20 protein-coding genes are annotated in these 20,761 nt (G+C 69.3%); 12 read left to right on the forward strand and 8 right to left on the reverse strand.

Going from position 1 to position 20,761, the window contains the following annotated elements; genetic code table 11:
• From B1729_RS17165 to B1729_RS17180, 4 genes are all read left to right on the forward strand, one after another.
• Nucleotides 1–1,751: PQQ-binding-like beta-propeller repeat protein (locus B1729_RS17165; protein WP_204318958.1), on the forward strand; the 1,751-nt coding region annotated here is incomplete at its 5' end.
• A 214-nt stretch (nt 1,752–1,965) separates the two neighbouring features.
• Complete coding sequence (locus B1729_RS17170) at nt 1,966–2,622, forward strand: TRAP transporter small permease (protein ID WP_163634006.1); 657 nt, start codon at nt 1,966–1,968, stop codon at nt 2,620–2,622.
• Between the two features lie 2 nt (nt 2,623–2,624).
• Complete coding sequence (locus B1729_RS17175; protein ID WP_163618527.1) at nt 2,625–3,902, forward strand: TRAP transporter large permease; 1,278 nt, start codon at nt 2,625–2,627, stop codon at nt 3,900–3,902.
• A 75-nt stretch (nt 3,903–3,977) separates the two neighbouring features.
• Nucleotides 3,978–4,415 (forward strand): type II 3-dehydroquinate dehydratase, encoded by a 438-nt coding sequence (locus B1729_RS17180; RefSeq protein ID WP_163618526.1) that lies wholly within the window; start codon nt 3,978–3,980, stop codon nt 4,413–4,415.
• An 11-nt stretch (nt 4,416–4,426) separates the two neighbouring features.
• On the opposite strand, the gene B1729_RS17185 is transcribed toward B1729_RS17180, so the two are convergent.
• Together B1729_RS17185 and B1729_RS17190 are read right to left on the reverse strand one after the other, a co-directional pair.
• Nucleotides 4,427–5,797: an FAD-dependent oxidoreductase gene (locus tag B1729_RS17185; RefSeq protein ID WP_163634008.1), complete on the reverse strand. Its 1,371-nt coding sequence runs from the start codon at nt 5,795–5,797 to the stop codon at nt 4,427–4,429.
• Nucleotides 5,794–6,885 (reverse strand): Gfo/Idh/MocA family oxidoreductase, encoded by a 1,092-nt coding sequence (locus B1729_RS17190; RefSeq protein ID WP_204318959.1) that lies wholly within the window; start codon nt 6,883–6,885, stop codon nt 5,794–5,796. The genes B1729_RS17185 and B1729_RS17190 overlap by 4 nt, the downstream gene beginning before the upstream one ends.
• Before the next feature lie 313 nt (nt 6,886–7,198).
• Between B1729_RS17190 and dctP the strand changes: the two genes are divergently transcribed.
• Complete coding sequence (gene dctP, locus B1729_RS17195; RefSeq protein WP_163634010.1) at nt 7,199–8,254, forward strand: TRAP transporter substrate-binding protein DctP; 1,056 nt, start codon at nt 7,199–7,201, stop codon at nt 8,252–8,254.
• 101 nt (nt 8,255–8,355) lie between these two features.
• On the opposite strand, the gene B1729_RS17200 is transcribed toward dctP, so the two are convergent.
• Both B1729_RS17200 and B1729_RS17205 read right to left on the reverse strand, forming a co-directional pair.
• On the reverse strand, nt 8,356–9,132 hold the full coding sequence (locus tag B1729_RS17200) for an IclR family transcriptional regulator (protein WP_163618522.1): 777 nt from the start codon (nt 9,130–9,132) through the stop codon (nt 8,356–8,358).
• Between the two features lie 5 nt (nt 9,133–9,137).
• A complete protein-coding gene (locus B1729_RS17205; RefSeq protein ID WP_163618521.1) occupies nt 9,138–9,893 on the reverse strand; it encodes an IclR family transcriptional regulator in 756 nt (251 codons plus the stop codon).
• Nucleotides 9,894–10,031: 138 nt separating this feature from the next.
• Between B1729_RS17205 and B1729_RS17210 the strand changes: the two genes are divergently transcribed.
• Genes B1729_RS17210 through B1729_RS17220 form a run of 3 tightly spaced genes read left to right on the forward strand, consistent with a single transcriptional unit; the run spans nt 10,032 to nt 13,461 of the window.
• Entirely contained in the window at nt 10,032–11,876 is a 1,845-nt protein-coding gene (locus B1729_RS17210; RefSeq protein ID WP_163618520.1) for a sugar phosphate isomerase/epimerase and 4-hydroxyphenylpyruvate domain-containing protein, read from the forward strand.
• Complete coding sequence (locus B1729_RS17215; RefSeq protein ID WP_163618519.1) at nt 11,873–12,802, forward strand: shikimate dehydrogenase; 930 nt, start codon at nt 11,873–11,875, stop codon at nt 12,800–12,802. Before B1729_RS17210 ends, B1729_RS17215 begins: the two co-directional genes overlap by 4 nt.
• Nucleotides 12,799–13,461, forward strand: a complete 663-nt coding sequence (locus tag B1729_RS17220; protein ID WP_163618518.1) for a TetR/AcrR family transcriptional regulator — start codon at nt 12,799–12,801, stop codon at nt 13,459–13,461. Before B1729_RS17215 ends, B1729_RS17220 begins: the two co-directional genes overlap by 4 nt.
• 18 nt (nt 13,462–13,479) lie before the next feature.
• Here B1729_RS17220 and B1729_RS17225 read toward each other — a convergent pair whose 3' ends face one another.
• The 3 genes from B1729_RS17225 to B1729_RS17235 form a co-directional block, all read right to left on the reverse strand.
• Nucleotides 13,480–14,247, reverse strand: coding sequence for an IclR family transcriptional regulator (locus tag B1729_RS17225; protein WP_163634012.1), 768 nt, complete (start codon nt 14,245–14,247; stop codon nt 13,480–13,482).
• A 19-nt stretch (nt 14,248–14,266) separates the two neighbouring features.
• Nucleotides 14,267–15,007 (reverse strand): IclR family transcriptional regulator, encoded by a 741-nt coding sequence (locus B1729_RS17230; RefSeq protein WP_163618516.1) that lies wholly within the window; start codon nt 15,005–15,007, stop codon nt 14,267–14,269.
• 185 nt (nt 15,008–15,192) lie between these two features.
• On the reverse strand, nt 15,193–16,161 hold the full coding sequence (locus B1729_RS17235) for a ThuA domain-containing protein (RefSeq protein WP_204260102.1): 969 nt from the start codon (nt 16,159–16,161) through the stop codon (nt 15,193–15,195).
• A 370-nt stretch (nt 16,162–16,531) separates the two neighbouring features.
• On the opposite strand from B1729_RS17235, the gene B1729_RS17240 reads away from it, so the two are divergent.
• The 4 genes from B1729_RS17240 (at nt 16,532) to B1729_RS17255 (ending at nt 20,373) form a co-directional block, all read left to right on the forward strand.
• Nucleotides 16,532–17,584, forward strand: a complete 1,053-nt coding sequence (locus B1729_RS17240; RefSeq protein ID WP_163618515.1) for a CorA family divalent cation transporter — start codon at nt 16,532–16,534, stop codon at nt 17,582–17,584.
• 23 nt (nt 17,585–17,607) lie between these two features.
• Nucleotides 17,608–18,279 carry a DUF2510 domain-containing protein gene (locus B1729_RS17245; protein WP_163618514.1) on the forward strand — a complete coding sequence of 224 codons (672 nt, stop codon included), beginning with the start codon at nt 17,608–17,610 and terminating at the stop codon, nt 18,277–18,279.
• 108 nt (nt 18,280–18,387) lie between these two features.
• Nucleotides 18,388–19,830, forward strand: a complete 1,443-nt coding sequence (locus B1729_RS17250) for a hypothetical protein (RefSeq protein WP_163634014.1) — start codon at nt 18,388–18,390, stop codon at nt 19,828–19,830.
• Between the two features lie 129 nt (nt 19,831–19,959).
• A complete protein-coding gene (locus B1729_RS17255; RefSeq protein ID WP_163618512.1) occupies nt 19,960–20,373 on the forward strand; it encodes a CBS domain-containing protein in 414 nt (137 codons plus the stop codon).
• Between the two features lie 10 nt (nt 20,374–20,383).
• On the opposite strand, the gene B1729_RS17260 is transcribed toward B1729_RS17255, so the two are convergent.
• Complete coding sequence (locus B1729_RS17260) at nt 20,384–20,722, reverse strand: hypothetical protein (RefSeq protein WP_163618511.1); 339 nt, start codon at nt 20,720–20,722, stop codon at nt 20,384–20,386.
• Nucleotides 20,723–20,761 lie beyond the last annotated feature (39 nt).

A 20,761-nucleotide genomic window follows, 5' to 3' on the forward strand; every position in this document is an offset into this window, starting at 1 on the left:
ACGCCGAAGCCGCCTCTTACAATGGGCATTACCAGTTGATCCATCACGACGTGTGGGACATGGACAACGTCCACCCGCCGACACTGGCCGACATCACGGTGGACGGCGAGGAGCGGAAGGTCGTCTTCTACGGCAGCAAGTCGGGCCACCAGTTCGTGCTGGATCGCACCGACGGCGAGCCGGTGCTGCCTGTGACCGAGAAGCCGATGATCACGGACTCGCGGCAGAGTCACTCCCCGACCCAGCCGTTCCCCGCCACCCGGCTGCTGCCGGAGTGCGTCGTCTGGGAGAAGCTGGATCCGGCGAACATCCCGGGCGACCCCTGGCGTGCGGTGCCCAACTACAACGGCTACCAGCCGGATGCCGAGGGCAACCTCGTCTTCAACCCCGACAGCTATGTCGCGGCCGACGAGCCCTTCCTGACGTATCCCGAGGGCTATCCGGCCGACCACCGTCTGGGCTGCATGTACGACCCGCAGTGGGACGCGCCGGTCCTCTCGACCACCAGCCAGAACGGCGGTGCCGACTGGTCGAACCACTCGTACAGCCACAGCACGAACCTCGTCTACTACCCGTACGGCACCAACCCGGTCGCGCACTACAACGGCGCCTCGGCCAACGGACTGCGCGCCATCGGGCAGTACCAGACCGGCGGCATCCTGGCGTACGACGCCTCGACCGGTGAGGTCGCGTGGCAGAACCACCTGGGCACCGACATGTCACATGGTCAGGGACCCCTGACCACGGCATCCGATCTGCTGTTCGTCGGCCAGATCGACGGCAGGGTGCTGGCAATGGACGCCGTCACGGGCGACGTGCTCTGGGACTTCCAGACGGGGTCCGGCATCGCGGCGGCGCCGGTCACCTATGAGGTCGACGGCGAGCAGTACGTCGCCGTGTTCGCGGCGGGCTCGACCAACCCCTACGGGGGATCGGTGACGCAGGGCGACTCGCTCTGGGCCTTCAAGCTCGGTGGCGAGTACACGACGGAGTCCGGAAGCCAGGAGGGGCCCGACACGGCGCCGCTGACCATCCGCCGGCCCGTGGGCGGCACTGCCGTCGAGGGCTCGACGGTGGGCAACACCGTGCTGCTGGCGCGGTCGAGCCGCACAGCCGACACGGCTGCCGCACGCGACAGCGTGTCGACGAACGGCATGCAGCCGACCCACCTGCGGGTCCCGGTCGGCACGACCGTGACCTTCCGCAACCCCGGGGCCGAGACGTTCCCGAACTTCCCCAACCAGAAGCCGCACTGCGCCACGCAGTTCTTCGAGGGCGAGTTCAACGCGAAGCTGCAGCCCGGAGAGACCTATCAGCACACGTTCGACCGTGCCGGTGAGTACTTCTTCAACGACTGCACCGACCCGCGCCCGACCGGCAAGATCGAGGTGTACCTCGTGCCGCAGGATCAGCCGGGTGCGCTGAAGTTCACGCCGGGCAAGCTGCAGCTCGGCTCGGAGACCGGGCTGTTCACCGGGGTCGAGGGCCAGGTCTCAGCGCACTTCGAGCTGCCGGCCGGCTACACGTACGACGGCGGTGCGGTGCTGATCGCCCCGCTGACGTCATCGCCGATCGAGGCGTCGGACGTCACGGCGAACAAGAACCGGATCATCGTCCGGTTCGACGCAGACGCGGTCGACCACAACGTGCCCACCGGGGAGGTGACATTGACCGTGAGGGCGAACGTCCTCAACGCCGCGGGGGTCCAGGAGCAGCTCTCGTCCACCGCGACGGTCACCGTCGTCAAGTAGCGGCTGACCCACCCCCGCCGACCCGGCACCCCGATCCGTCCCCGTCACCTACGACGGGGGCGGATCGGCGCGTGCGGCCGGTGTCCCATTCGGCGAAACTCTACTTTGCACGCCCCCGCCCGCAGACCAGAGTCGCAGGGGCGGCGATGCGCGCGCACGGCCCTGCATCAACAGAGAGGTTGGCAATGCACCCTGACACCCTGGCGGTGGCGCCATGACCGACAAGGACCCGGGGCCCGAACCCGAGGAGAGCGGCCCCACCGAGCCCGAGAAGGCTGCGGAAGCCGCGCACGAGCCCGGGGTGGGCGAGTCGATCTACCCGCACACGAACACCTACTACACGACACCGAAGCTCAACCAGGGCGTCCCGCCCGACCCGGTGTTCATCAGGGTGCTCTCGGGCATCGAGATCACGATCGGCGTCACCCTGTTCGCCTTCATCATCTTCGGCGTCATGTACCAGGTGCTCGGGCGGTACTTCCCCGCCGTCAGCTGGGTCGGCGCCGGTGAGCTCGCCCTGCTGTCGATGATCGCGCTGACCTTCATCACCACCGGCTACCTCGTCGGACGCAACGGCCACATCGTGCTCGAGATGTTCGACGAGATGCTCGCCGGGACCCGGCTCTTCGTCGCGCTGCGCGTCATCTCAGCGGTCATCATGGTCGTCACCAGCCTCGCCCTCGCCTACGAGGCCTGGGTGAAGATCGACATCGAATGGGGCCGGCTCAGTGCCGCGATGCACGTGCCGCTCGGCGTGCTGTACATCTTCGCGCTCGTCGGCTTCGTCTCCGCAGCGATCCACTCGTCGTTCAAGATCCCCTACGCGAACCGCCCCGAGCGCAAGCTCGACATCGGCGAGATGGAGGGCTGATCGTGGACCTCTGGCTCTACATCCTGCTGTTCGTCGTCTTCCTGCTGCTGCGCGTGCCGGTCGCCTTCGCGATGATCGCGTCGAGCATGCTCTACTTCTACAGCCAGGGACTGTCTGCCGGGTACGCGATCTCGTCGATCGTGAACGGCATCAACAGCTTCCCGCTGCTCGCCGTGCCGCTGTTCATCTTCGTCGGCACCGTCGCCAACAACCTCGGCATCGCGACGCGCCTGTATGACTTCGCGCGGGCACTCCTGCCGCGTCTGCCCGGCAACCTCGCCTATGTGAACCTGGGCACCGCGATCGGCTTCTCGTGGATCAGCGGCTCCGCTCTCGCCGACGCCGCCTCGACGAGCAAGGTGCAGATCCCCCAGATGCTCAAGGCCGGCTATCCGTACGGGTTCTCCGCAGGGCTCACGGCGTCGGGCTCGCTGATGAGCACCGTCATGCCGCCGAGCATCCCTGCCGTCCTCTTCGCCGCGACCGCGTCGATCTCCACGGGGGCGCTGTTCGCGGGCTCCATCATCCCTGCCATGCTCATGGCGGTCGGCCTGGCCGCCTACATCTTCTTCTGGGTGCGGCGGCACCCGGAAGTCGCCGTGGGCCGGCCGTTCGACGGGCGGATGCTGGGCAAGGCTGCCGCGCGCGTCATCGGGCCCGCACTGCTGCCGGTGATCATCCTCGGCGGCATCTTCAGCGGCTTCTTCACTGCGACCGAGAGCGCCGGCATCGCCGCGGTGTACATGCTGCTCCTCGGCGTGATCTACCGCACGTTGACGTGGCGGGTGTTCTGGAAGTCGGCGAAGGAGACGGTCGTCATCTCCGGCGGCATCCTCCTCATCCTCGGCGCGTCCAATCTCATGGGCCAGGTGCTGGCGCGCGAGCAGGTGTCGCGGGCGCTGGGCGAGTGGCTCACGGGACTCACCGACAACCCGATCGTGTTCCTGCTGATGCTCAACGTGCTGCTGATCCTGCTCGGCATCCCGCTCGAGGCGCCGCCGGTGATCCTCGTGCTCGTGCCGATCCTGATGCCGATCGTCGCCCAGTTCGGAATCGACCCGGTGCAGCTGGGTGTGCTGATGATCCTCAACCTCATGATCGGCTCGCTGACACCACCGGTGGGTGCGGTGCTCTTCGTCGTCGGGTCGATCACGCGCAGGCCTATGGGCGAGCTGTTCCGCGGTATCCTGCCGTTCCTGATCCCGCTGGGAACGGTCCTGCTGCTGCTGACGCTGTTCCCCGTGATCGTCACGTTCCTGCCGACGCTGCTCGGCCTGTAGAAGCCCGGCTCCCGATGCCCCCGCGACGACCACGCGGGGGCATCGGGGGGCCCCGCGGGACGGAAGGAGTCCTCCATGACGAGAAAGCTCTTCGTGCTGAACGGCCCGAACCTCAACATGCTCGGCGTCCGCGAGCCGGAGCTCTACGGCACCAAGACCCTCGACGAGGTACGCGCGGACTGCGAGCGCGTCGCCGATGAGCTCGGGTTCGAGCTCTTCTTCGCGCAGTCGAACGCCGAGCACGAGCTCATCGAGTGGGTGCACGAGGCCTTCCGCCAGCAGGCGACCGTCGTGATCAATCCGGCGGGGCTCAGCTTCGGCTCGGTGTCGCTGCTCGACGCGCTGCACATGCTCTCCACCCCCGTCGTCGAAGTGCACATCACGAACATCCACGCCCGCGACGCCGACCATCGTCACTCGATCACGTCGAAGGTCGCGCGAACGGTGATCGCCGGTGCGGGCGTGTACGGCTACGAGCTGGCGATCCGGGCCGCCGACCGGCTGACCGGCTGAACTTTCCGGCGTCAGGCGCGCGTGCCGCCCGCGATCATGTCGGCAGCCACGACGCCGAATACGAGAGCCTTCGTGAGCGCCGTCCCCGTCATGTACGACGCGCCGTGGAATCCGCCGACGACCTCGCCGGCGGCGTAGAGGCCCTCGATCCGGCTGCCGTCGACCCGCGCCACCGAGGCGTCGGGCGCGACGCGGAGACCTCCGTACGTCGAGGTCATGGCCGTCACGGCGGGGTACGCGTAGAAGGGCGCTCGGGCGACCGGCAGCAGCGCTCCGACGCCGTTCACGAGGCCGGTCCGGCCGAAGGCATCCGCAACCCGGCCGGCCACGGTCTCGTTGTACTGATCGACGGTGCCTTCGAGCGCGCCGGTCGGCAGCCCGAGCCGGCGTCCGAGCTGGGTGAGCGTCGGTGCGCCGACGAGATGGCCGAGCTCTTCGATCCGCTCCATGTCCGACAGGGGCACGCCCGGCTTCGACAGGGCACGCACCCGGGAGTCGAAGATCTGGAACGCCATCCGGCCGGGCTGGCTCAGCACCGCGGAGCCGAGCACTTTGTACGACTCGGACTCGTCGGTGAAGCGTGCGCCGAGCGCGTTCACGAGGATCGCACCGAGGTAGTTCGCGGTCAGGAGTTCGTGCTCGTCGTCGGTCGCCTCGGCGTGCTGGCCGTAGGTTCCTGCGACGTGGCCGACGTCGGCGAGGCCGGCGCCCAGCATCCATGCCATGCGAAGCCCGTCGCCGGTACTGCCCACGCCGCCGTACGGCATGGCAGGCGCCTGATCGGGCACGAACAGGTCGAGCAGCTCGCGCGAGCGCGAGAATCCACCGGTGGTGAGGACGATGCCCGCATCCGCGGCGAGCACCTCCTCTCCCGACCGGATGCCGGTCACCCGCCTGTCCTCCGTGATCAGCGCGTCGGCCGGCCGGCCGAGGACGATCGACGCCCCCGCGGCGACGGCTTCGCGCTCGAGCGACGCGAGCAGGCCGCGGATGCGGATCAGGTGCGCGCGTGCGATCGTCATGCCGGCGCTGACCTTGAGTTCGTCCGTCCACGCGTCCGCCCGGTCGATCGCCTCCACCGCGTGCGCCTGATGGGCGACGAGCGCGCGCAGCAGAGACAGGTCGGCGAAGCCGCCGCCGGTCTCCAGCATGTCTGCCAGGAAGACGTCGTCGGAGTCCTCGACGGCAGCTCGCCGCTGGACCGGCGTGCCCGACAGCGCGAACCATCCGCCGCTCATCGCGGAGCTGCCCCCGAGCCGGTCCCGCTTCTCGACGAGCGCGACGTGCAGTCCGGCCGCGGCCAGGCGGTGCGTCGCCGCCAGACCGGCGAGGCCTCCTCCGACGACGATCGCGTCGAACCGGCGCCCGTGCGGTGCCGTCATCCGTCCGCCTCCGCCTCTGCCTGCGCATCGGCGCTGAAGCGTGCGACGTCCACGGTTCGACCGGTGCGCGCGGCGAGCGACGCCGCCTCGACCAGCGCGAGGGTGCGGGACGCGTCGTCCGCCGACACCAGGGGTGCGGCCGTGCCCCGTGCGACCTCGACGAAGTGGTCGAGCTGAGCGGGGAAGGATCCGCGCGGCGCGTAGGGAAGGTAGGTGCGCGAAAGCGGCGAGTGCCAGTCCGCCGGCACCGACGGTGCATAGGCGTACATCGCGAGGTTCGGCACCGACAGTGCCGCCCGTGTGCCGACGATGCGGTAGGCGACCTCGTCGGGCAGGAACGGGAAGGCGAGCGACTCCTCCGTGGCCTGGTCCCAGCCCCACGGCGAGACGCCGGCGTCCGAGGCGATCAGGCTTCCCAGGGCACCGCTCTCGAACCTGAGGCTCATCGAGACGGTGTCCTCGACGTCGAGCCCGCGGACGTTCGAACCCTGGATCGCCTGGATCTCGGCGACCTCCCCGCACAGGTGCCGGAGGAGGTCCAGATCGTGCACGGCGTTGATGAGGGTGACGCCCGCCCCCGGCTCGCTGTGCCACGGCGCCTCGGTGAAGTACTCGGGCTCCTTGCGCGCGGACCACATGCCGTTCACGGCGACGACCTGGCCGAGCTCACCGCCGCGGATCGCGGATCGCGCCCGGGCGATCGCCGGGTGATGTCGCCGGTGATGCCCGACGAGCAGTCGTCCGTACAGGCGTTCGACGGCCTCCACCAGCCGCCGTGACTGGGCGTACGAAGTGGCGACCGGCTTCTCGAGGAGCACCGCTACACCGGCCTGTAGGCATTCGACGGCGGTCTCGACATGCAGCGCGTTGGGGTTGGCGATGATGACCGCGTCGAGTTGCTCGGCATCCAGCATCTGTGCCGTCGACGGGTACGTGGGGCACTCGAACTCCGCCGGGTTCGCAGCAGGGTCGGCGACCGCCGTCAATACCGCCCCCCGCGCGGCGCGGATGAAGTCGATGTGCTGGCGCCCCATGAACCCGGCGCCGACCATGCCCATGCGAACCGGTGACGGTGCGGATCCGGTCACGGCGCCTCCCTGCATGGTGGTCGCGGCGAGAGTCGGCCACGAGCGTATGGCACGATGGGCCGACGTGGGCGGATCGTTCCATTCAGCGGTGAGGCCTCCCGCTGGGCGCTCCGACCTCATGTTCCATTCGCCGGGACATCGCTTTGCCGGCCGATCGAAGTCCGTAAGAGTCAGCACTGCCACCGGGCCGCACGTGACGGCGTGGTCGACGGGGAGCGCGCAGCGCGAGCAAGTCGACGGCACGTCACGCACCGGCTATCGAATGACACGTCAGAACCCGCACGACGACGTGCGCACACCAGAGGAGAGTCCCATGAGCACAGCCCGCTCGAAGCGCCGCGGCATTTTCGCCGCGACAGCGCTCGCAGCAACCGCTCTCGTCGCCGCCGGCTGCGCCGGCGGCGGCACACCCGAGGGCACGGACACGGAGCCCGCGGCGGAGAACGAACCCGTCACGCTCACGGTCGCGACGAGCCAGAACGAGGAGACGCCGAACTACTACTGCGGCGTCGAACTGCTCAAGGAACGGCTCGAAGAGGCAGACATCGGCTTCACCGTCGACCTGTACCCCGCGAGCCAGCTCGGCCCCGACGCCGACCGCTTCCCGCTGGTCCAGGCCGGAGACATCGACATCGACCTGCAAGGCGCATCGGCGCTGAGCTCGACGTTCGAGCCGATCGGCGTCGTCGACGCGACCTACGCCTTCGACGACGTCGACCACGCGTTCCAGTGGATCGACGAAGGCTCGGAGGACTTGTTCACGTCGTTCCACGAGTCGACGGGCGTCAACATCGTCGACGGCTGGTTCTTCGGCTCCCGCACCTTCACCACGAAGGACGTCGAGGTGACGAGCCCCGACGACCTCGACGGCGTGCCGATCCGCTTCCCGAACTCGCCGCAGTTCCTCGCGAACGCCGAGGCGCTGGGTGTCACCAGCCCGGTGTCGGTCGCCGTGGAGGAGGTCTACTCCGCGCTGCAGCAGGGCATCGCCGTCGGTCAGGAGAACCCGATCGTCGCGACGCGGTCGTCCAGCTACGACGAGATCCTCAACGTCGCGGTGCTGAACAACCACAACGTCGGCATCCACTGGATCCTCGTCAGCGACAAGACGTACGAGAAGATGAGCGACGAGCAGACCGCGCTGCTCGAGGAGACCATCCATGAGATCCGCCCCGAGAACGCCGCCTGCGTCGACGAGGCGACCGAGGAGATCCTCGACGAGTACCGCGCCAACGACGCGATGACGGTCATCGAGACGGAGGACATCGACATGGATGCCTTCATCAGCAAGTCGGAGGACTACTTCAAGGGGTACTTCACCGGCGAGAGCCTGGAGGCCTACGAGGCCATCCGCGAGATGGCCGGCTGACCACTGCGACAAGGAGGGGTGGGTGCGCACGCGCACCCACCCCTTCGCTTGCGCTGTGCGGCCTCGCTTGCGCTGTGCGGTCGTGCGGGCGCGGTCCGCGTTCAGTGGCCCCGCTCGGCAGTCAGCCGGCGGCTCAGGGTGACGGCCGCGGCGCGTACCGCGGCGGCGACCCGGTCGGGCTGCAGCGCGGCGGCGGGTCCGGCCACGCAGATCGCCGCGGTCGGCGCCTCACCCGGAACGAGGATCGGGCTCGCGACGGCGACGGTGCCCAGCGCGCACTCCTCGTGCTCGGTCGCCACGCCGCTGCGACGGACATCCGCGAGCTCGCGCACGAGCGCCGCCTGCTCGACGATCGTGTGCGGCGTCCGTCGCTCCCACCCGCCGGCCGCGAGGCGCGTCACCACCTCCGGAGGAGAGAACGCGAGGATGCACTTTCCGAGCGCCGTCGCGTGCGCAGGCTCACGTCCGCCGATCCGAGCCGGCGACGGCGCGGGAGAGGGGCCGGTGGACGGCTGCCGCAGCATGGCGATGAGGACGATGTCGGACCCGTCGAGCACCGCCAGTTGCACGGTCTGCGCCGTGACGTCCTCCAGCTCCCTCATCACCGGGAGCGCGAGCTGGCGGAGCATGCGCGGCTGCGGCACCGTCTGTCCGAGTTCGAAGAGACGAACGCCGAGATGGAGCAGCTCGCCGTCGCGATCGAGGAATCGCTGGGCCACGAGGTCGGCAGCGATCCGTGACACCGTCGATTTGGGGAGGTTCGCCCGCCGGGCCAGCTCCGAGACGCCGAGCCCGTGATCGTCGTCGCCGAAGGCGTCGAAGACCGCGGTCACGCGGTCCAGCACGCTGACCGAATCGGTCCAGTTCGCGGTGCGCATGGCCCTTACGCCGCCGCCAGCCGGCGGGTGACCGTGCTGCCGGCGGCGCGCACCAGCGGCGAGGCCCGCTCCGGATCCATCGCGCCACTCGGACCGGCGATGGAGATGGCTCCGATCACGACGCGGTCGCCGGAGAGCACGGGGCTCGCAACCGCGAGTATGCCGGGGTACGACGCCTCGATGTCGAGGGCCACCGCTGCATCGCGCACGTGGGCGAGCTCTTCCCGGAAGTGGTCGGCGTCGTCCTCGACGAGCGGCGCGCTGATCCGCTCGACCACGGCGGGATCGGCGCAGAACGCCAGGTAGGCCTTGCCGCTGGCGGTCGTCAGCGCCGGGGATCGCATTCCGGCCCGGGTCGGCAGCATGGGCAGGCGCCCGGCGACGGCGGCGATCGACACCATGTCGGTACCCTGCTGCACCCAGAGCCCGACGCGTTCGCCGGTGACGTCGCGCAGATTCCGCAGGACGGGGGCAGCGGCGGCCACCAGCCGGCGGGGCAGGCTGGCGCGAGCGCCGAGTTCGAAGAGGCGCAGTCCGAGTGCGACGCCCTCCTCGGTGCGCTCCAGGTACCGCTGCCCCGTCAGCTCGGTGACGAGCCGCGAGACGGTGGACTTGGGCAGGGCGGTCCGGGCGGCGATGTCAGTGATCGTGATCGATCCGTCGGACTCCTTCACGGCATCGAGGATGGAGAAGATCCGGTCGAGCACAGAGACAGGCGCGCGCCGTCCGGCGGGAGTCGTGTTCCATTCGGCGAGACTCATCATCGAGTGTCCTCTCCCAGCAGGTTGAATCGTCGTCGATCACCCTTCGGCTTTCGAACGTACTAGTTAGTACACAACCATGCAATGCTCTAGACAGAATCATGCGGACACCAGCGCCGGTGGCCGCAGGGAGGTGCCATGCGCACGTCGATCGCCACGGTCTGCCTGAGCGGAACGCTCGATGAGAAACTCGTCGCCGCGAGCGCGGCCGGGTTCGAGGGAGTCGAGATCTTCGAGCCCGACCTCATCGCGTCGCCCCGCTCACCGGAAGCCATCCGCGATCGCGCCGCCGACCTCGGTCTGACACTCGATCTCTACCAGCCCTTCCGGGATTTCGAGGGGGTCGGGCCGGAGCTGCTCGACCAGAATCTGCGCCGCGCCGCGGCGAAGTTCGCCCTCATGAATCGCCTGGGCATCCAGACCATGCTGCTCTGCAGCAACGTCGCCACCGCGCGCAGCGGCGACGAGCAGCTGGCCGCGACTCAGCTGCGGCAGCTCGGCGGCGTCGCCGAGCAGTTCGGCGTGCGAGTCGCGTATGAGGCGCTTGCCTGGGGCCGGTTCGTGGACAGCTACGAAGCTGCCGCACGCATCGTCCGGCTGGCCGATCATCCCCGCATCGGGCTCTGCCTCGACAGCTTCCACATCCTCTCGAAAGGCCACAACCCCGAGGCGATCGAGACCATCCCCGCCGACCGGATCTTCTTCGTCCAGATGGCGGATGCCCCGCTGCTCTCGCTGGATGTGCTCTCGTGGAGCCGGCACCACCGCCTCTTCCCCGGCGAGGGCGGCTTCGACCTCGGCACGTTCATGGCGCACCTGGTGCGCACGGGATACGACGGCCCGGTCTCGCTGGAGATCTTCAACGACACCTTCCGCCAGGCGGACCCGCTCGCCACCGCGATCGACGCGCGACGCTCGCTCCGGTGGCTCGAGCACGAGACGGCCGCAGCCCTGGGCGTTCGTGCCGGGGGCCGCGCCGCGCGCATGTCGACCGCGCTCCTCCCCCAGGTGGCGGCGCCCACCGACGTCAACTACGTGGAGCTGCGCACCGGAGAGGTGTCCGAGCTCCGACGGCTGCTGGCGCAACTCGGCTTCCGCTCGCATGGGCCGCACCGCACCAAGAGCGTCGAGCTGTGGTCCCACGGTGCCGCACGGGTCGTGCTGGGCGCTCCGGACTCGGAGCACCCCCAGCCGACCGTCGCGGGCATCGGCCTGTCGGTCGACGACCCCCCGCTCGCCCTGCGCCGGGCGACGGGCCTGTTCGCCCCGGAAGTGCCACGGGCCGAGCACGAGGGCGACGAGCGGCTCGTCGGGGTGAGCGCCCCTGACGGCTCGGAGGTGTTCTTCGGCGCCGGACAGGGAGCGGAGCCGAGGTGGGTGAGCGAGTTCGGCACCCCCGCGGAAGAGGACGCGGGCATGATCGAACGCGTCGACCACCTCAACCTCGCTCAGCCCTGGCAGCACTTCGATGCCGCGGTGCTGTTCTTCCATTCGGTGCTGGATCTCCACGCCGAGGCATCGGTCGAGGTGGCGGCCCCGGTGGGCCTGGTGCGGAGCCAGGTGCTCAGCAGCGCCGACGGCGTCGTGAGGATCGCCCTCAACCTCGTGCCCTCGGGCGCCCGTGACGACGCGATCCTGCCGCAGCACATCGCCTTCGCGACGACCGACGTGCTGGGATTGGCTCGCGCGGCCCGCGAGCGAGGCTTCCGGCCCCTCGACATCCCTTCGAACTACTACGACGACATCGAGGCGCGGTACCAGATCGAGCCTGAACTCCTGGAGGAGCTCCGGCAGTTGAACGTGATGTACGACCGAGACGAGTCCGGAGAGTTCCTGCACTTCTACACGCATCCGATCGGGACCGTCTTCCTCGAGGTCGTCGAGCGGCGGGGCGCTTACGCCGGCTACGGCGCGCTCAATGCCCCGGTGCGGCTCGCGGCGCAGTACCAGCACCGCCGCGCCCTCGAGGGAGTGCTGGCGTGACCCGGCCCGTCGCCGCCGAATCGACTTCCGAACGGCCCCGCGACCGGTACCTCGTCGGCCTGGTCGGCGAGGGGATCACCGCATCACTGACGCCGGCCATGCACGAAGCCGAGGCCCGCGCCCTCGGGCTGGACTACGAGTACCGCATCTTCGACCTCATCGAGCTCCGCCGTCCCGCGGCGGACGTCGGCGCGATCCTCGCCGACGCGCAGTCCGCGGGCTTCGCCGCGATGAACATCACGCATCCGTGCAAGCAACTCGTTCTCGACCTCGTCGACGAGCTGGACACGGATGCCGCGCAGCTGCGCGCCGTGAACCTCGTGGTGTTCGACGGCGGACGCCTGCGCGGCTACAACACGGATTGGATGGGCTACCGCGACGCCCTCGTGACGGGGCTGCCTGAGGCATCCTTCGAGCGGGTCGTCCAGATCGGATGCGGCGGCGCCGGCGCCGCGACCGCGTACGCGCTGCTGACGCAGGGGACGCGACGGCTCGACCTCTTCGACGCCGAGCCGCTGCGCGCCGCGGAGCTTGCCGCACGCATGCGCACCCACTTCCCGGAGCAGACCATCGCCACGCTGTCACCTGAAGAGCTCGCGCGCGCCATCGCCGGCGCGAGCGGCATCGTCCACGCGACGCCGATGGGAATGCTCCACCACCCGGGAGTCGCGTTCGAGCTGGATCTGCTCCAGCAGCAAGCGTGGGTCTCGGACGTCGTCTATCGCCCGCTCGAGACCCAGCTCATCCGGCAGGCCGCCCGGCGAGGGCACCCCGTGCTGGACGGCGGGTTGATGGCGGTCGGTCAGGCATGCGCTAGTCTCCAGATCATCACGGGCATCCGGCCTGATCGTGACAGGATGCAGCGGCACTTCCGTGAGCTCATCAGCGACGAGGAGCGCTCGGCCACGGGGAAGGGCGGTCGATGAGCGATCAGCGCAGCGAGGCGCGCGAGGGAGCTGCGACTGAGCGCGCCGTGCGCACGCAGGGCGACATCATCAAGGTCGCCACCGCCGAGTTCGCCGCCAACGGCTATGCCGGTGCCCGGGTCGACGAGATCGCCGCTCGCACGCGCACGACGAAGCGCATGATCTACTACTACTTCGGCTCGAAGGAGGGCCTCTACCTCGCGGTGCTGGAGCGGGTGTACGCGCAGATCCGACAGGTCGAGCGCGGCATCCATATCGGTGAACTGGCGCCCGATGCGGCGCTGCGCACCATCGCCGAGGCCACCTACGCGCACCACACGACGCACGAGGCGTTCATCCAGCTCGTCAGCATCGAGAACATCCACCGCGCCGAGCATCTGCGTCAGTCCGAGACGATCCTGCGCGAGAACGCCACCGCCATCACGCTCCTCGAGGACGTCATCAACCGGGGCGTCCGCGCCGGGATGTTCCGCGACGACGTCGACGCGGTGGACGTCCACATGATGATCAGCGCGTACGCCTGCTTCCACGTGGCCAACCGCCACACCTTCGCCGCCATCTTCGACCGCGACATGCTCGCTCCGGGGTTGCAGGACTCCCATCGTCGCCTGATCGGCGACATGGTGGTCGCCACGATGACCGATCGCAGCGCGGACTGACACGCCCGATGGCCGGAGTCAGTCCGAGGGGGCTCTGAGCGCCGCCAGGCGGCGTGCGAGCGTCAGCGCAGCCGCCCGCAGCGCCTGCACGACACGGTCCGCGTCGAGGTCGGCCTGGTGCCCCGATACCGACACGGCCCCCGCCAGCCGGCCCCCGGGCGCGAACACCGCGATCGCGGTGCACGAGACACCGGTGGCGAACTCCCCCGCCTCGACGGCGAGCCCACCGCCCCGGATGCCGGCGAGCTGACGCCGCAGCGCCGCCGGATCGGTGATCGTCTGCGCCGTCCACGCCGCCAGCCCCGCCGAGAGCACGTCGTCGATGCCCGAAGGCGAGTCGTGGGCGAGCACCGCCTTGCCCAGCGCCGTGGCGTGCAGGGGCAGCCTCCCGCCGGTGCGAACGGTCGACAGCCCTGCCGACCGGCCGCGCATGACCGCGATGCACACCACCTCGCCTCCGTCGCGGATGGCCAGATGCACGTTCTCGCCGGTCTGGTTGCGAAGGTCGGCCATGACCGGGAGCGCGGCGATCCTGAGCTCGCGGGGCTGCTCGGCGAGCTGTCCGAGCTCGAAGAGCCGCAGGCCCAGGTGGATCAGCTTTCCGTCGCGCTCGAGATACCGCTGGCGCACCAGGGTCGCGACCAGCCGCGAGACGGTCGACTTCGGAAGGCCTGCACGCAGTGCGAGCTCGGAGATGCCCATCCCCCGGTCGTCCCCGTCGAACGCCTCGAGGATGCAGGTCATGCGGTCGAGGACGCCGACCGCGTCACCGGGGACGGTGGACATGACTCACGGCGGACATGCCTCACGCCACCTGCAGTGCAAGCCGATGGGTGAGGGCGAGGGCGGCGTGTCGCACGAGGGGCGCGATCCGCTTCGGGTCCATGTCCGCCACGGGACCCGCGACCGAGATGGCCGCCAGGGGCAGGCGCTCCGGCGAGAGCACAGGACTGGCGACGCCGACGACCCCGGGGAAGGTCTCGCAGCGGTCGATGGCGACGGACTCCGTGCGCACGGCGTCGAGCTCTTTCTCGAGGGCGTGCCGCCGGCTCGCATCGAGCCCGGTGATCACGCTGCAGAGGACGCCCTCGTCGACGGTGAACGCGAGCACCGCCTTGCCCAGCGCGGTGGTCGCCGACGGCACGCGAACGCCCGCACGGGACGGCACCGGCCGCAGTCGCCCGCGGACGGAGATCACCGAGAGCATGTCGCGGCCCTCCTGGACCGCGACATTGAGATGCTCGCCGGTGGCGTTGTAGAGCTCGGCGAGCACCGGGAGCGCTGCCGCGGTGAGCCGGCGAGGCGTGCTGGCGCGAGAGCCCAGCTCGAAGAGCCGCAGGCCGATCGTGACGCCGTCGTCGGTGCGCATGAGATAGCGCCGCCGGACGAGGTCGCCGACCAGCCGTGAGACGGTCGACTTCGGGATGCCGGTGGCCAGCGCGAGCTGGGTGATCGTGGTCGAGCCGTGCGACTCGCGGACGGTGTCGAGGATGGCGAGGATCCGGTCGAGCACCGATACCGGCTCGCCTGTGAGAGCGGATCGCATGTGTGCAGTATCCGTCGGCACGGAAGGCGCGGCAAGCATGCACGGCCGGACGGAACCGATGGTTCCACCCAGTGGGACATCACGCTTTCCAGGCGTGTCGTGCGCTGACGAAACGGGGGCCCGGACGCGTCGTGACGACGTGCCCGGGCCCCCGGCTCGCAGATGGTGGACTCCCGTCCCCGCGGTCAGGTGGTGCAGAACGGCTTGACGCCCATGGCGCTCTCGATGCCCTCCATCACGTGCTGCTTGAAGAACTCGTCGCCGGCGAGGGGCGCATCGGTCCACGCCGCCACGTCGTGGCCGAGGGTCGTGAGCCACGACCTGCCGCCGTCGTAGTACTGGCACCAGCTCACCGGGTGGGATTCGCCGTGGCCGGCCGGCGTCGCCTCGCTCGTGGCCTTGTCGACCTCGAGCAGGACGTTGACGAAGCTCGGGTACGGAATGAGGTTGTACCACTCGTCCTTGAACGCCCACGTCTCAGGCAGGAACGACGTCGACACGTCGCGGTTGTTGATCGTCTCGACCGTGCCGTCGCGGTTCGGCCCGTGATTGTAGAAGTTGGCCCCGCCCAGCAGGCCCTCGTAGTACGGCCAGTGATACTCGGCACCGAAGGCGTTGTGAATTCCCACGAATCCACCTCCGCCGCGGATGTACTGCATCAGCGTCGTCTGCGCGGTGTCGTCGAGTGTGTCGCGGTTCGAGCCGAGGAACACGACCGCCTGGTAGTTGTTCAGTCGGCTGAAGCTCGCCAGGTCTTCGGTGTAGTCCACCGCGATCCCCCGGTCCGCCGCCCACGCGATCATCGCTTTCTGAGCGACGTTGTTGTCGTTCAGCGGCGGGTTGAGCCCAGGACCGAGCGCCGTGCCGAGATGGGCGTGACGCGGACCCGCGGTACGGCTCCACACGAAGATGCGCTTCTGCTCGCCCTCCGTCCAGCCGTTGCCCCACTCGTGGTAGCACTCCGGATCCGTGCCGCGGCACACGCCGTAGTCCTTGATCTCGTCGAGGTAGATCTGACTGGCGGTTGCCGGCTGGCCGCCGAGGCCCTTGCCGTTGTCCTTGTCGGCCCCGGCCGCCGTCCCGGCGAGGACGATCCCTGCGCCGAGCGCCGCAGCGGCGACGAGCGCGACCCCGGAGCGTAGTAGCGATCTCATGTGATCTCCTTCGATCATTCGAGGTGGTCCTCGGGGAATCGAAGCGCGATGGCCGCGCTCGGCCGATGACAGCCTCCGGCCCCGCCTGGGGAGCGGGGATCCCGGATCGACCCTCGGGTTGGTGCGAATGTAGGGGCCGGGCTGCGGCGGCGGCAACGCGCGTTCCACCCAGTAAGCCGGGCACCGGTTCCGCTGTGCGCCGGGTCGTCCATGCACAGGCGCCGCCGCGGGACAAGCCCCTCAGTGCGTGCCACTCGCCGGCGTATGTTTCCGGTGACGACTGAGCCGCTCCGAGCCTCCCGCACGGCTCGACGCGCTCGAGGGGCCTCGCCCGGGGCATCCCCACGCTACGTTGTGAAAGGTACCGCCGATGCCGCAGCCCGCGAAGGAGCAGAATGCGACGACCGCAGAGGGGGGCGACGCGGCACCTCCCGCCGAGGGCTCGCTGCGCATCTTCCTCGTCGGCGACGAGATCGAGCCGCTGACGGACGCCTCCCTGGAGGACGTACCGCCGATCGTCCGTCGCACGCGACGGAAGGACGACTTCATCTGGCTGCACCTCGTCGAGCCCGACGAAGACACCGTGCGACGCGCGAGGGACGTGCTCGGCATCCACCCCACTGCGGTCGCCGACGTCGTCTCGCGCCGTCAGCAGCCGAAGGTCCAGAAGTTCGACGAGCACCTCTTCGTGATGCTGTGGAACGTGCTGCACACGGCCGACGAGGCGCTGGTGCTCGGCGAGACGTTCCTCTACATCGGCGAAGGCTGGCTGCTCACGGTGCAACGCGGCAACGGGGGCGAACTGCCCGACTTGCCGCAACTGCTCGAGGATGCCCGCGAGGAAGCGCGTGCCGACACCCTGCCCGCGGCGCACCTCATCATGGCGCAGATCGTCGGCGGCTACGCGGATGCCGCGGCATCCGTCGAATCCGCCCTCGAGGAGCTCGAAGAGCAGGTCTTCAGCGAAAGCGAGCGCGAGGACCACCACCGGATCTACCGGATCCGCAAAGACATCGGACGGGTCGACCGCGCCGTCTCGAGCATCGCCGCGGCGCTGCATGAGAGCACGCGTCACCTCGAGACCCTCACTGTCGGCAACGAGCACATCCTGCCGTACCTGCACGACCTGCTCGACGACGCCGCCGGGACCGCGGCCCTCATCAACAACCAGAGCATCGCGCTGGACGCCATCCTCTCCAGCTATGAGAACAACGTCGCCGCCCGGCAGAACCAGGACATGCGCACGATCTCGGCCTTCGCGGCGCTCCTCGCGGTGCCGACGCTCATCGCGGGGCTCTACGGCATGAATTTCGAGAACATCCCGCTCGTCCAGTGGCAGTACGGATGGATCGTCATCGGCCTGACCATCATCACCATCGACCTCGTGATCTACGGGCTGTTCAAACGCCGTCGCTGGCTGTGACCCGTCGGGTCTAAGGTTCTCGCATGACGACGACTCCGCCCGGGTGGTACGACGACGGCCACGATGCGACGCGGTGGTGGGATGGCACCCGTTGGACCGAGCACGTCGCCGAGCCCGGCGCGACGGACGGGCAGGCGACCGCCACGGCACGCTCGGCTCCCACCGCCATCGCACCGGCGCCTCCCCCGGCACCGGCGAAGTCGAGACTGTGGATCGTGTGGGTCGTGCTCGGCGTCGTGGTGCTCGCCATCGTCATCCTGGCCGCCACACTTGTTCCGCGGCTGATCGCGGGTCTCGACGCCGCCGGACCGCTCGGGAGCGGGACGGCCACGGACCCCGACCAGCGGGCCGCGGTCGCCACCGTCGAGCTGTACGACGAGGCGTGGCAGGACGCCGACTGCGAGTCCTATGCCGCATCGACCACCGAGAGCTTCCGCACGCAGTCGGGACTCGCGGACTGCTCGGCGTTCGAGACCGAGGCGGAGACGTTCACGGACTCCGTCGAGGACTATGAGATCGATGTGACCGACGTGCGGCGGGACGGCGACGCGATCGTCGTGACGACCACAGAGACATACACGGCGCTCGTAGATGAAGATGGCGCGCCGCTCGACGAGCCGTCCGAGGACTCCATCGACTGGGTGTACACCGTCGTCGCCGACGGCGACGACTGGCTCATCGACGGCATGGAATAGCTGCCCCGCCCGCGCGCCCCGGGCCCTGCAAGGCCCGTGAGCCTGGGCCTGTGCATCGATTGGGCCGCGAGGGATGCCCTCGCCGTCGAGAGGGGCTATGCTCCGGCCATGGGGAGCTCTGGGGGCTCGTCTGACAGTGGCGTCCGCGCCGTCGGACGGGCGGCCGACAGTGTCGGCGAACACACGGCGGCACGTCGACGGCCATCCGCGCCCGAGCGGCATCGACGGCATCGCCGATGGATCGCTCCGGCGCTGCTGGCGGCTGTCCTCGGCGCCATCGCGGTCACGTCGTTTCCCACCACAGCTGCCGGCTCGACCGCGGCGCCCCGGGTGCATGCGGTGGCGGAGCCGTCGCCTTCGCCGTCGTCCACGGGCGGCAACGAGGCCGACGCGATGGCGGTCGTCGCAGCCTATGAGACGGCCTTCGCCGAGGAGGACTGCGACCTGTTCGTCGCGGTGACGACGACCGAGTTTCGCGCACGCATCGGCCTGCCGGACTGCGACGTCTTCGTGCAGTCCGCCGGCGGCCGCGCGCAGGTCCTGGAATCACTCGAGGTGACGCCGATATCCGCGGCCGGCACCGGCCGTGGCACGATCGCCGCTCTCGCGCACATGGAGGCCCGAAGCTACATCGACGAGAACGGTGAGCCGGTGACCACCCCGGTGTCCGTCGAAGTCGACTACCGGTATCACCTCGTCCGCGCCGATGGTGCGTGGAAGCTCGAGAGCGTGCATGATGTCACCGGCGGCCGCACCGAGGGGCAGCTGACCGCGGGCGAGGACCAGGCGGTCGCCGAGACGATGGCCGACTGGCGCGCCGCCTACTCCGCCGGAGACTGCGCCGCACTGGAGGCGTCGACGACAGCGGGCTTCCGCGAGCTCATGGCGTGGCCGGACTGCGCGAGCTTCCAGCAGCACATCAGCGATCAGAACGCGTACTGCCCGATGGACGTGCACCCCGAAGACATGCGGTTCCGCACCCTCGTCGACGCGCACGTCGGCGAGATCATCGTCGACGTCGTCGAGGTGTGCACGCTCGACGTCGACGAATTCGGCGAGCCGATCGACCCGCCGTACGAGACCGGCGCGCCGTACCGCTATCACCTGGTCGAGGTGGACGGAGCGTGGAAGATCGCCGAAGGAGAGAACGGGGCGGCGGCCGAGGACGAACCGGCGAACACGAATGAACGCGCGGCGATCGAGGCCATGCGCGCGTACAACGACGCCTGGCTGGAGGGCGACTGCGACGCCTACCTGGCGACGACCACCGCCTCGTTCCGCAGCGCGATGGACGCGAGCGGGTGTGCAGCGTTCGGACCGGCATCCCGGTCCTACAGCGCGGCCGTCGCCGACTTCGCCTTCACACCCACCGACATCGAGCGACGCTCGGCCGAGACCTTCGAGATCAAGTCGCACGAGACATACGACTCGCTCACAGATGCCGACGGTGCGCCGGTGGATCAACCTTTCCTCGTCGACGAGTACTGGGTGTACACCCTGGTCCTCGTCGACGGGACCTGGGTGATCACCGACATCGTCATCCTGCTTTGAGGTCGGCCGTCGAGGCAGACTCCGGCGCTCCGAGCATCGAGCCGAACCGCACGGCAAGTCCGTGTCAAGCCCCTCCGCGGCGGATCCGACGCGCGCCTAATGTCGCTGGATCAGCGGAAGGAGAAGGACATGACCGTTGCCAGGGACATCATGACCCCCGACGCCCGGTGCGTGGGAGAGAACGAGACGCTCGTGGACGCCGCGCGCCTGATGGCTTCGTTGGATGTGGGGGCACTGCCGATCTGCGGTGAGGACAAGCGGCTGAAGGGCATGCTCACCGATCGCGACATCGTCGTGAAATGCATCGCGCAGGGCGGCGACCCCTCGAGCACCACCGCCGGCTCGCTCGGCCAGGGCAAGCCTGTCACGATCGGCGCCGACGACGACATCCAGGAGGCCCTCGAGGCGATGAAGCGGCACCAGGTCCGCCGGCTGCCCGTGATCGACGGCCACGATCTCGTCGGAATCATCAGTCAGGCCGACATCGCGCTCGCTCTCGCGCCGGTGGAGACGGGCGAAACGGTCGCCGAGATCTCGGAGTGACGCGGCGGCGTCAGACGATGCCGTCGTAGCCCTGTGTGTGACCGACCTCGTCGTGCGACATCGGCGTGTCGCCACTCGGGACGATGCGGTGTGCCCGCGCGACGAGGGCCTGGACGGCGCCGTGATCGACGAGCTCGTCGGTGACATCCGACCGAGTCTCGGCGTTCACGTGCGTCTGCCAGCCGATGGTCAGGAGCGCCTGCTCGACGCCCCCGTGCGGCGCACGGTAGGGGATCTCCACGACGTCCACCCGCTGTTCGTTCGACAGCGCGACCCCGAGGCGGACGACGGCATCGGCGATCCGGTCGCCGGTCAGATATGCGCCCGTCCCGTTCGTCAGCAGTTTCATGGGTTCACCCGGCCTTTCTGGAGAACGCCAGGGTCTGGG

It is taken from the genome of Microbacterium sp. B35-04, assembly GCF_010634885.1.
In the GTDB taxonomy this organism is placed as follows: domain Bacteria; phylum Actinomycetota; class Actinomycetes; order Actinomycetales; family Microbacteriaceae; genus Microbacterium.

Bases quoted from the DNA above. Each gene is read 5' to 3' on its own strand.
- B1729_RS17170 (WP_163634006.1), top strand. From the start codon at position 1,966: ATGACCGACAAGGACCCGGGGCCCGAACCCGAGGAGAGCGGCCCCACC.
- B1729_RS17180 (WP_163618526.1), top strand. From the start codon at position 3,978: ATGACGAGAAAGCTCTTCGTGCTGAACGGCCCGAACCTCAACATGCTC.
- B1729_RS17185 (WP_163634008.1), bottom strand. From the start codon at position 5,797: ATGACGGCACCGCACGGGCGCCGGTTCGACGCGATCGTCGTCGGAGGA.
- dctP (WP_163634010.1), top strand. From the start codon at position 7,199: ATGAGCACAGCCCGCTCGAAGCGCCGCGGCATTTTCGCCGCGACAGCG.
- B1729_RS17200 (WP_163618522.1), bottom strand. From the start codon at position 9,132: ATGCGCACCGCGAACTGGACCGATTCGGTCAGCGTGCTGGACCGCGTG.
- B1729_RS17205 (WP_163618521.1), bottom strand. From the start codon at position 9,893: ATGAGTCTCGCCGAATGGAACACGACTCCCGCCGGACGGCGCGCGCCT.
- B1729_RS17210 (WP_163618520.1), top strand. From the start codon at position 10,032: ATGCGCACGTCGATCGCCACGGTCTGCCTGAGCGGAACGCTCGATGAG.
- B1729_RS17220 (WP_163618518.1), top strand. From the start codon at position 12,799: ATGAGCGATCAGCGCAGCGAGGCGCGCGAGGGAGCTGCGACTGAGCGC.
- B1729_RS17225 (WP_163634012.1), bottom strand. From the start codon at position 14,247: ATGTCCACCGTCCCCGGTGACGCGGTCGGCGTCCTCGACCGCATGACC.
- B1729_RS17230 (WP_163618516.1), bottom strand. From the start codon at position 15,007: ATGCGATCCGCTCTCACAGGCGAGCCGGTATCGGTGCTCGACCGGATC.
- B1729_RS17235 (WP_204260102.1), bottom strand. From the start codon at position 16,161: ATGAGATCGCTACTACGCTCCGGGGTCGCGCTCGTCGCCGCTGCGGCG.
- B1729_RS17240 (WP_163618515.1), top strand. From the start codon at position 16,532: ATGCCGCAGCCCGCGAAGGAGCAGAATGCGACGACCGCAGAGGGGGGC.
- B1729_RS17245 (WP_163618514.1), top strand. From the start codon at position 17,608: ATGACGACGACTCCGCCCGGGTGGTACGACGACGGCCACGATGCGACG.
- B1729_RS17250 (WP_163634014.1), top strand. From the start codon at position 18,388: ATGGGGAGCTCTGGGGGCTCGTCTGACAGTGGCGTCCGCGCCGTCGGA.
- B1729_RS17255 (WP_163618512.1), top strand. From the start codon at position 19,960: ATGACCGTTGCCAGGGACATCATGACCCCCGACGCCCGGTGCGTGGGA.
- B1729_RS17260 (WP_163618511.1), bottom strand. From the start codon at position 20,722: ATGAAACTGCTGACGAACGGGACGGGCGCATATCTGACCGGCGACCGG.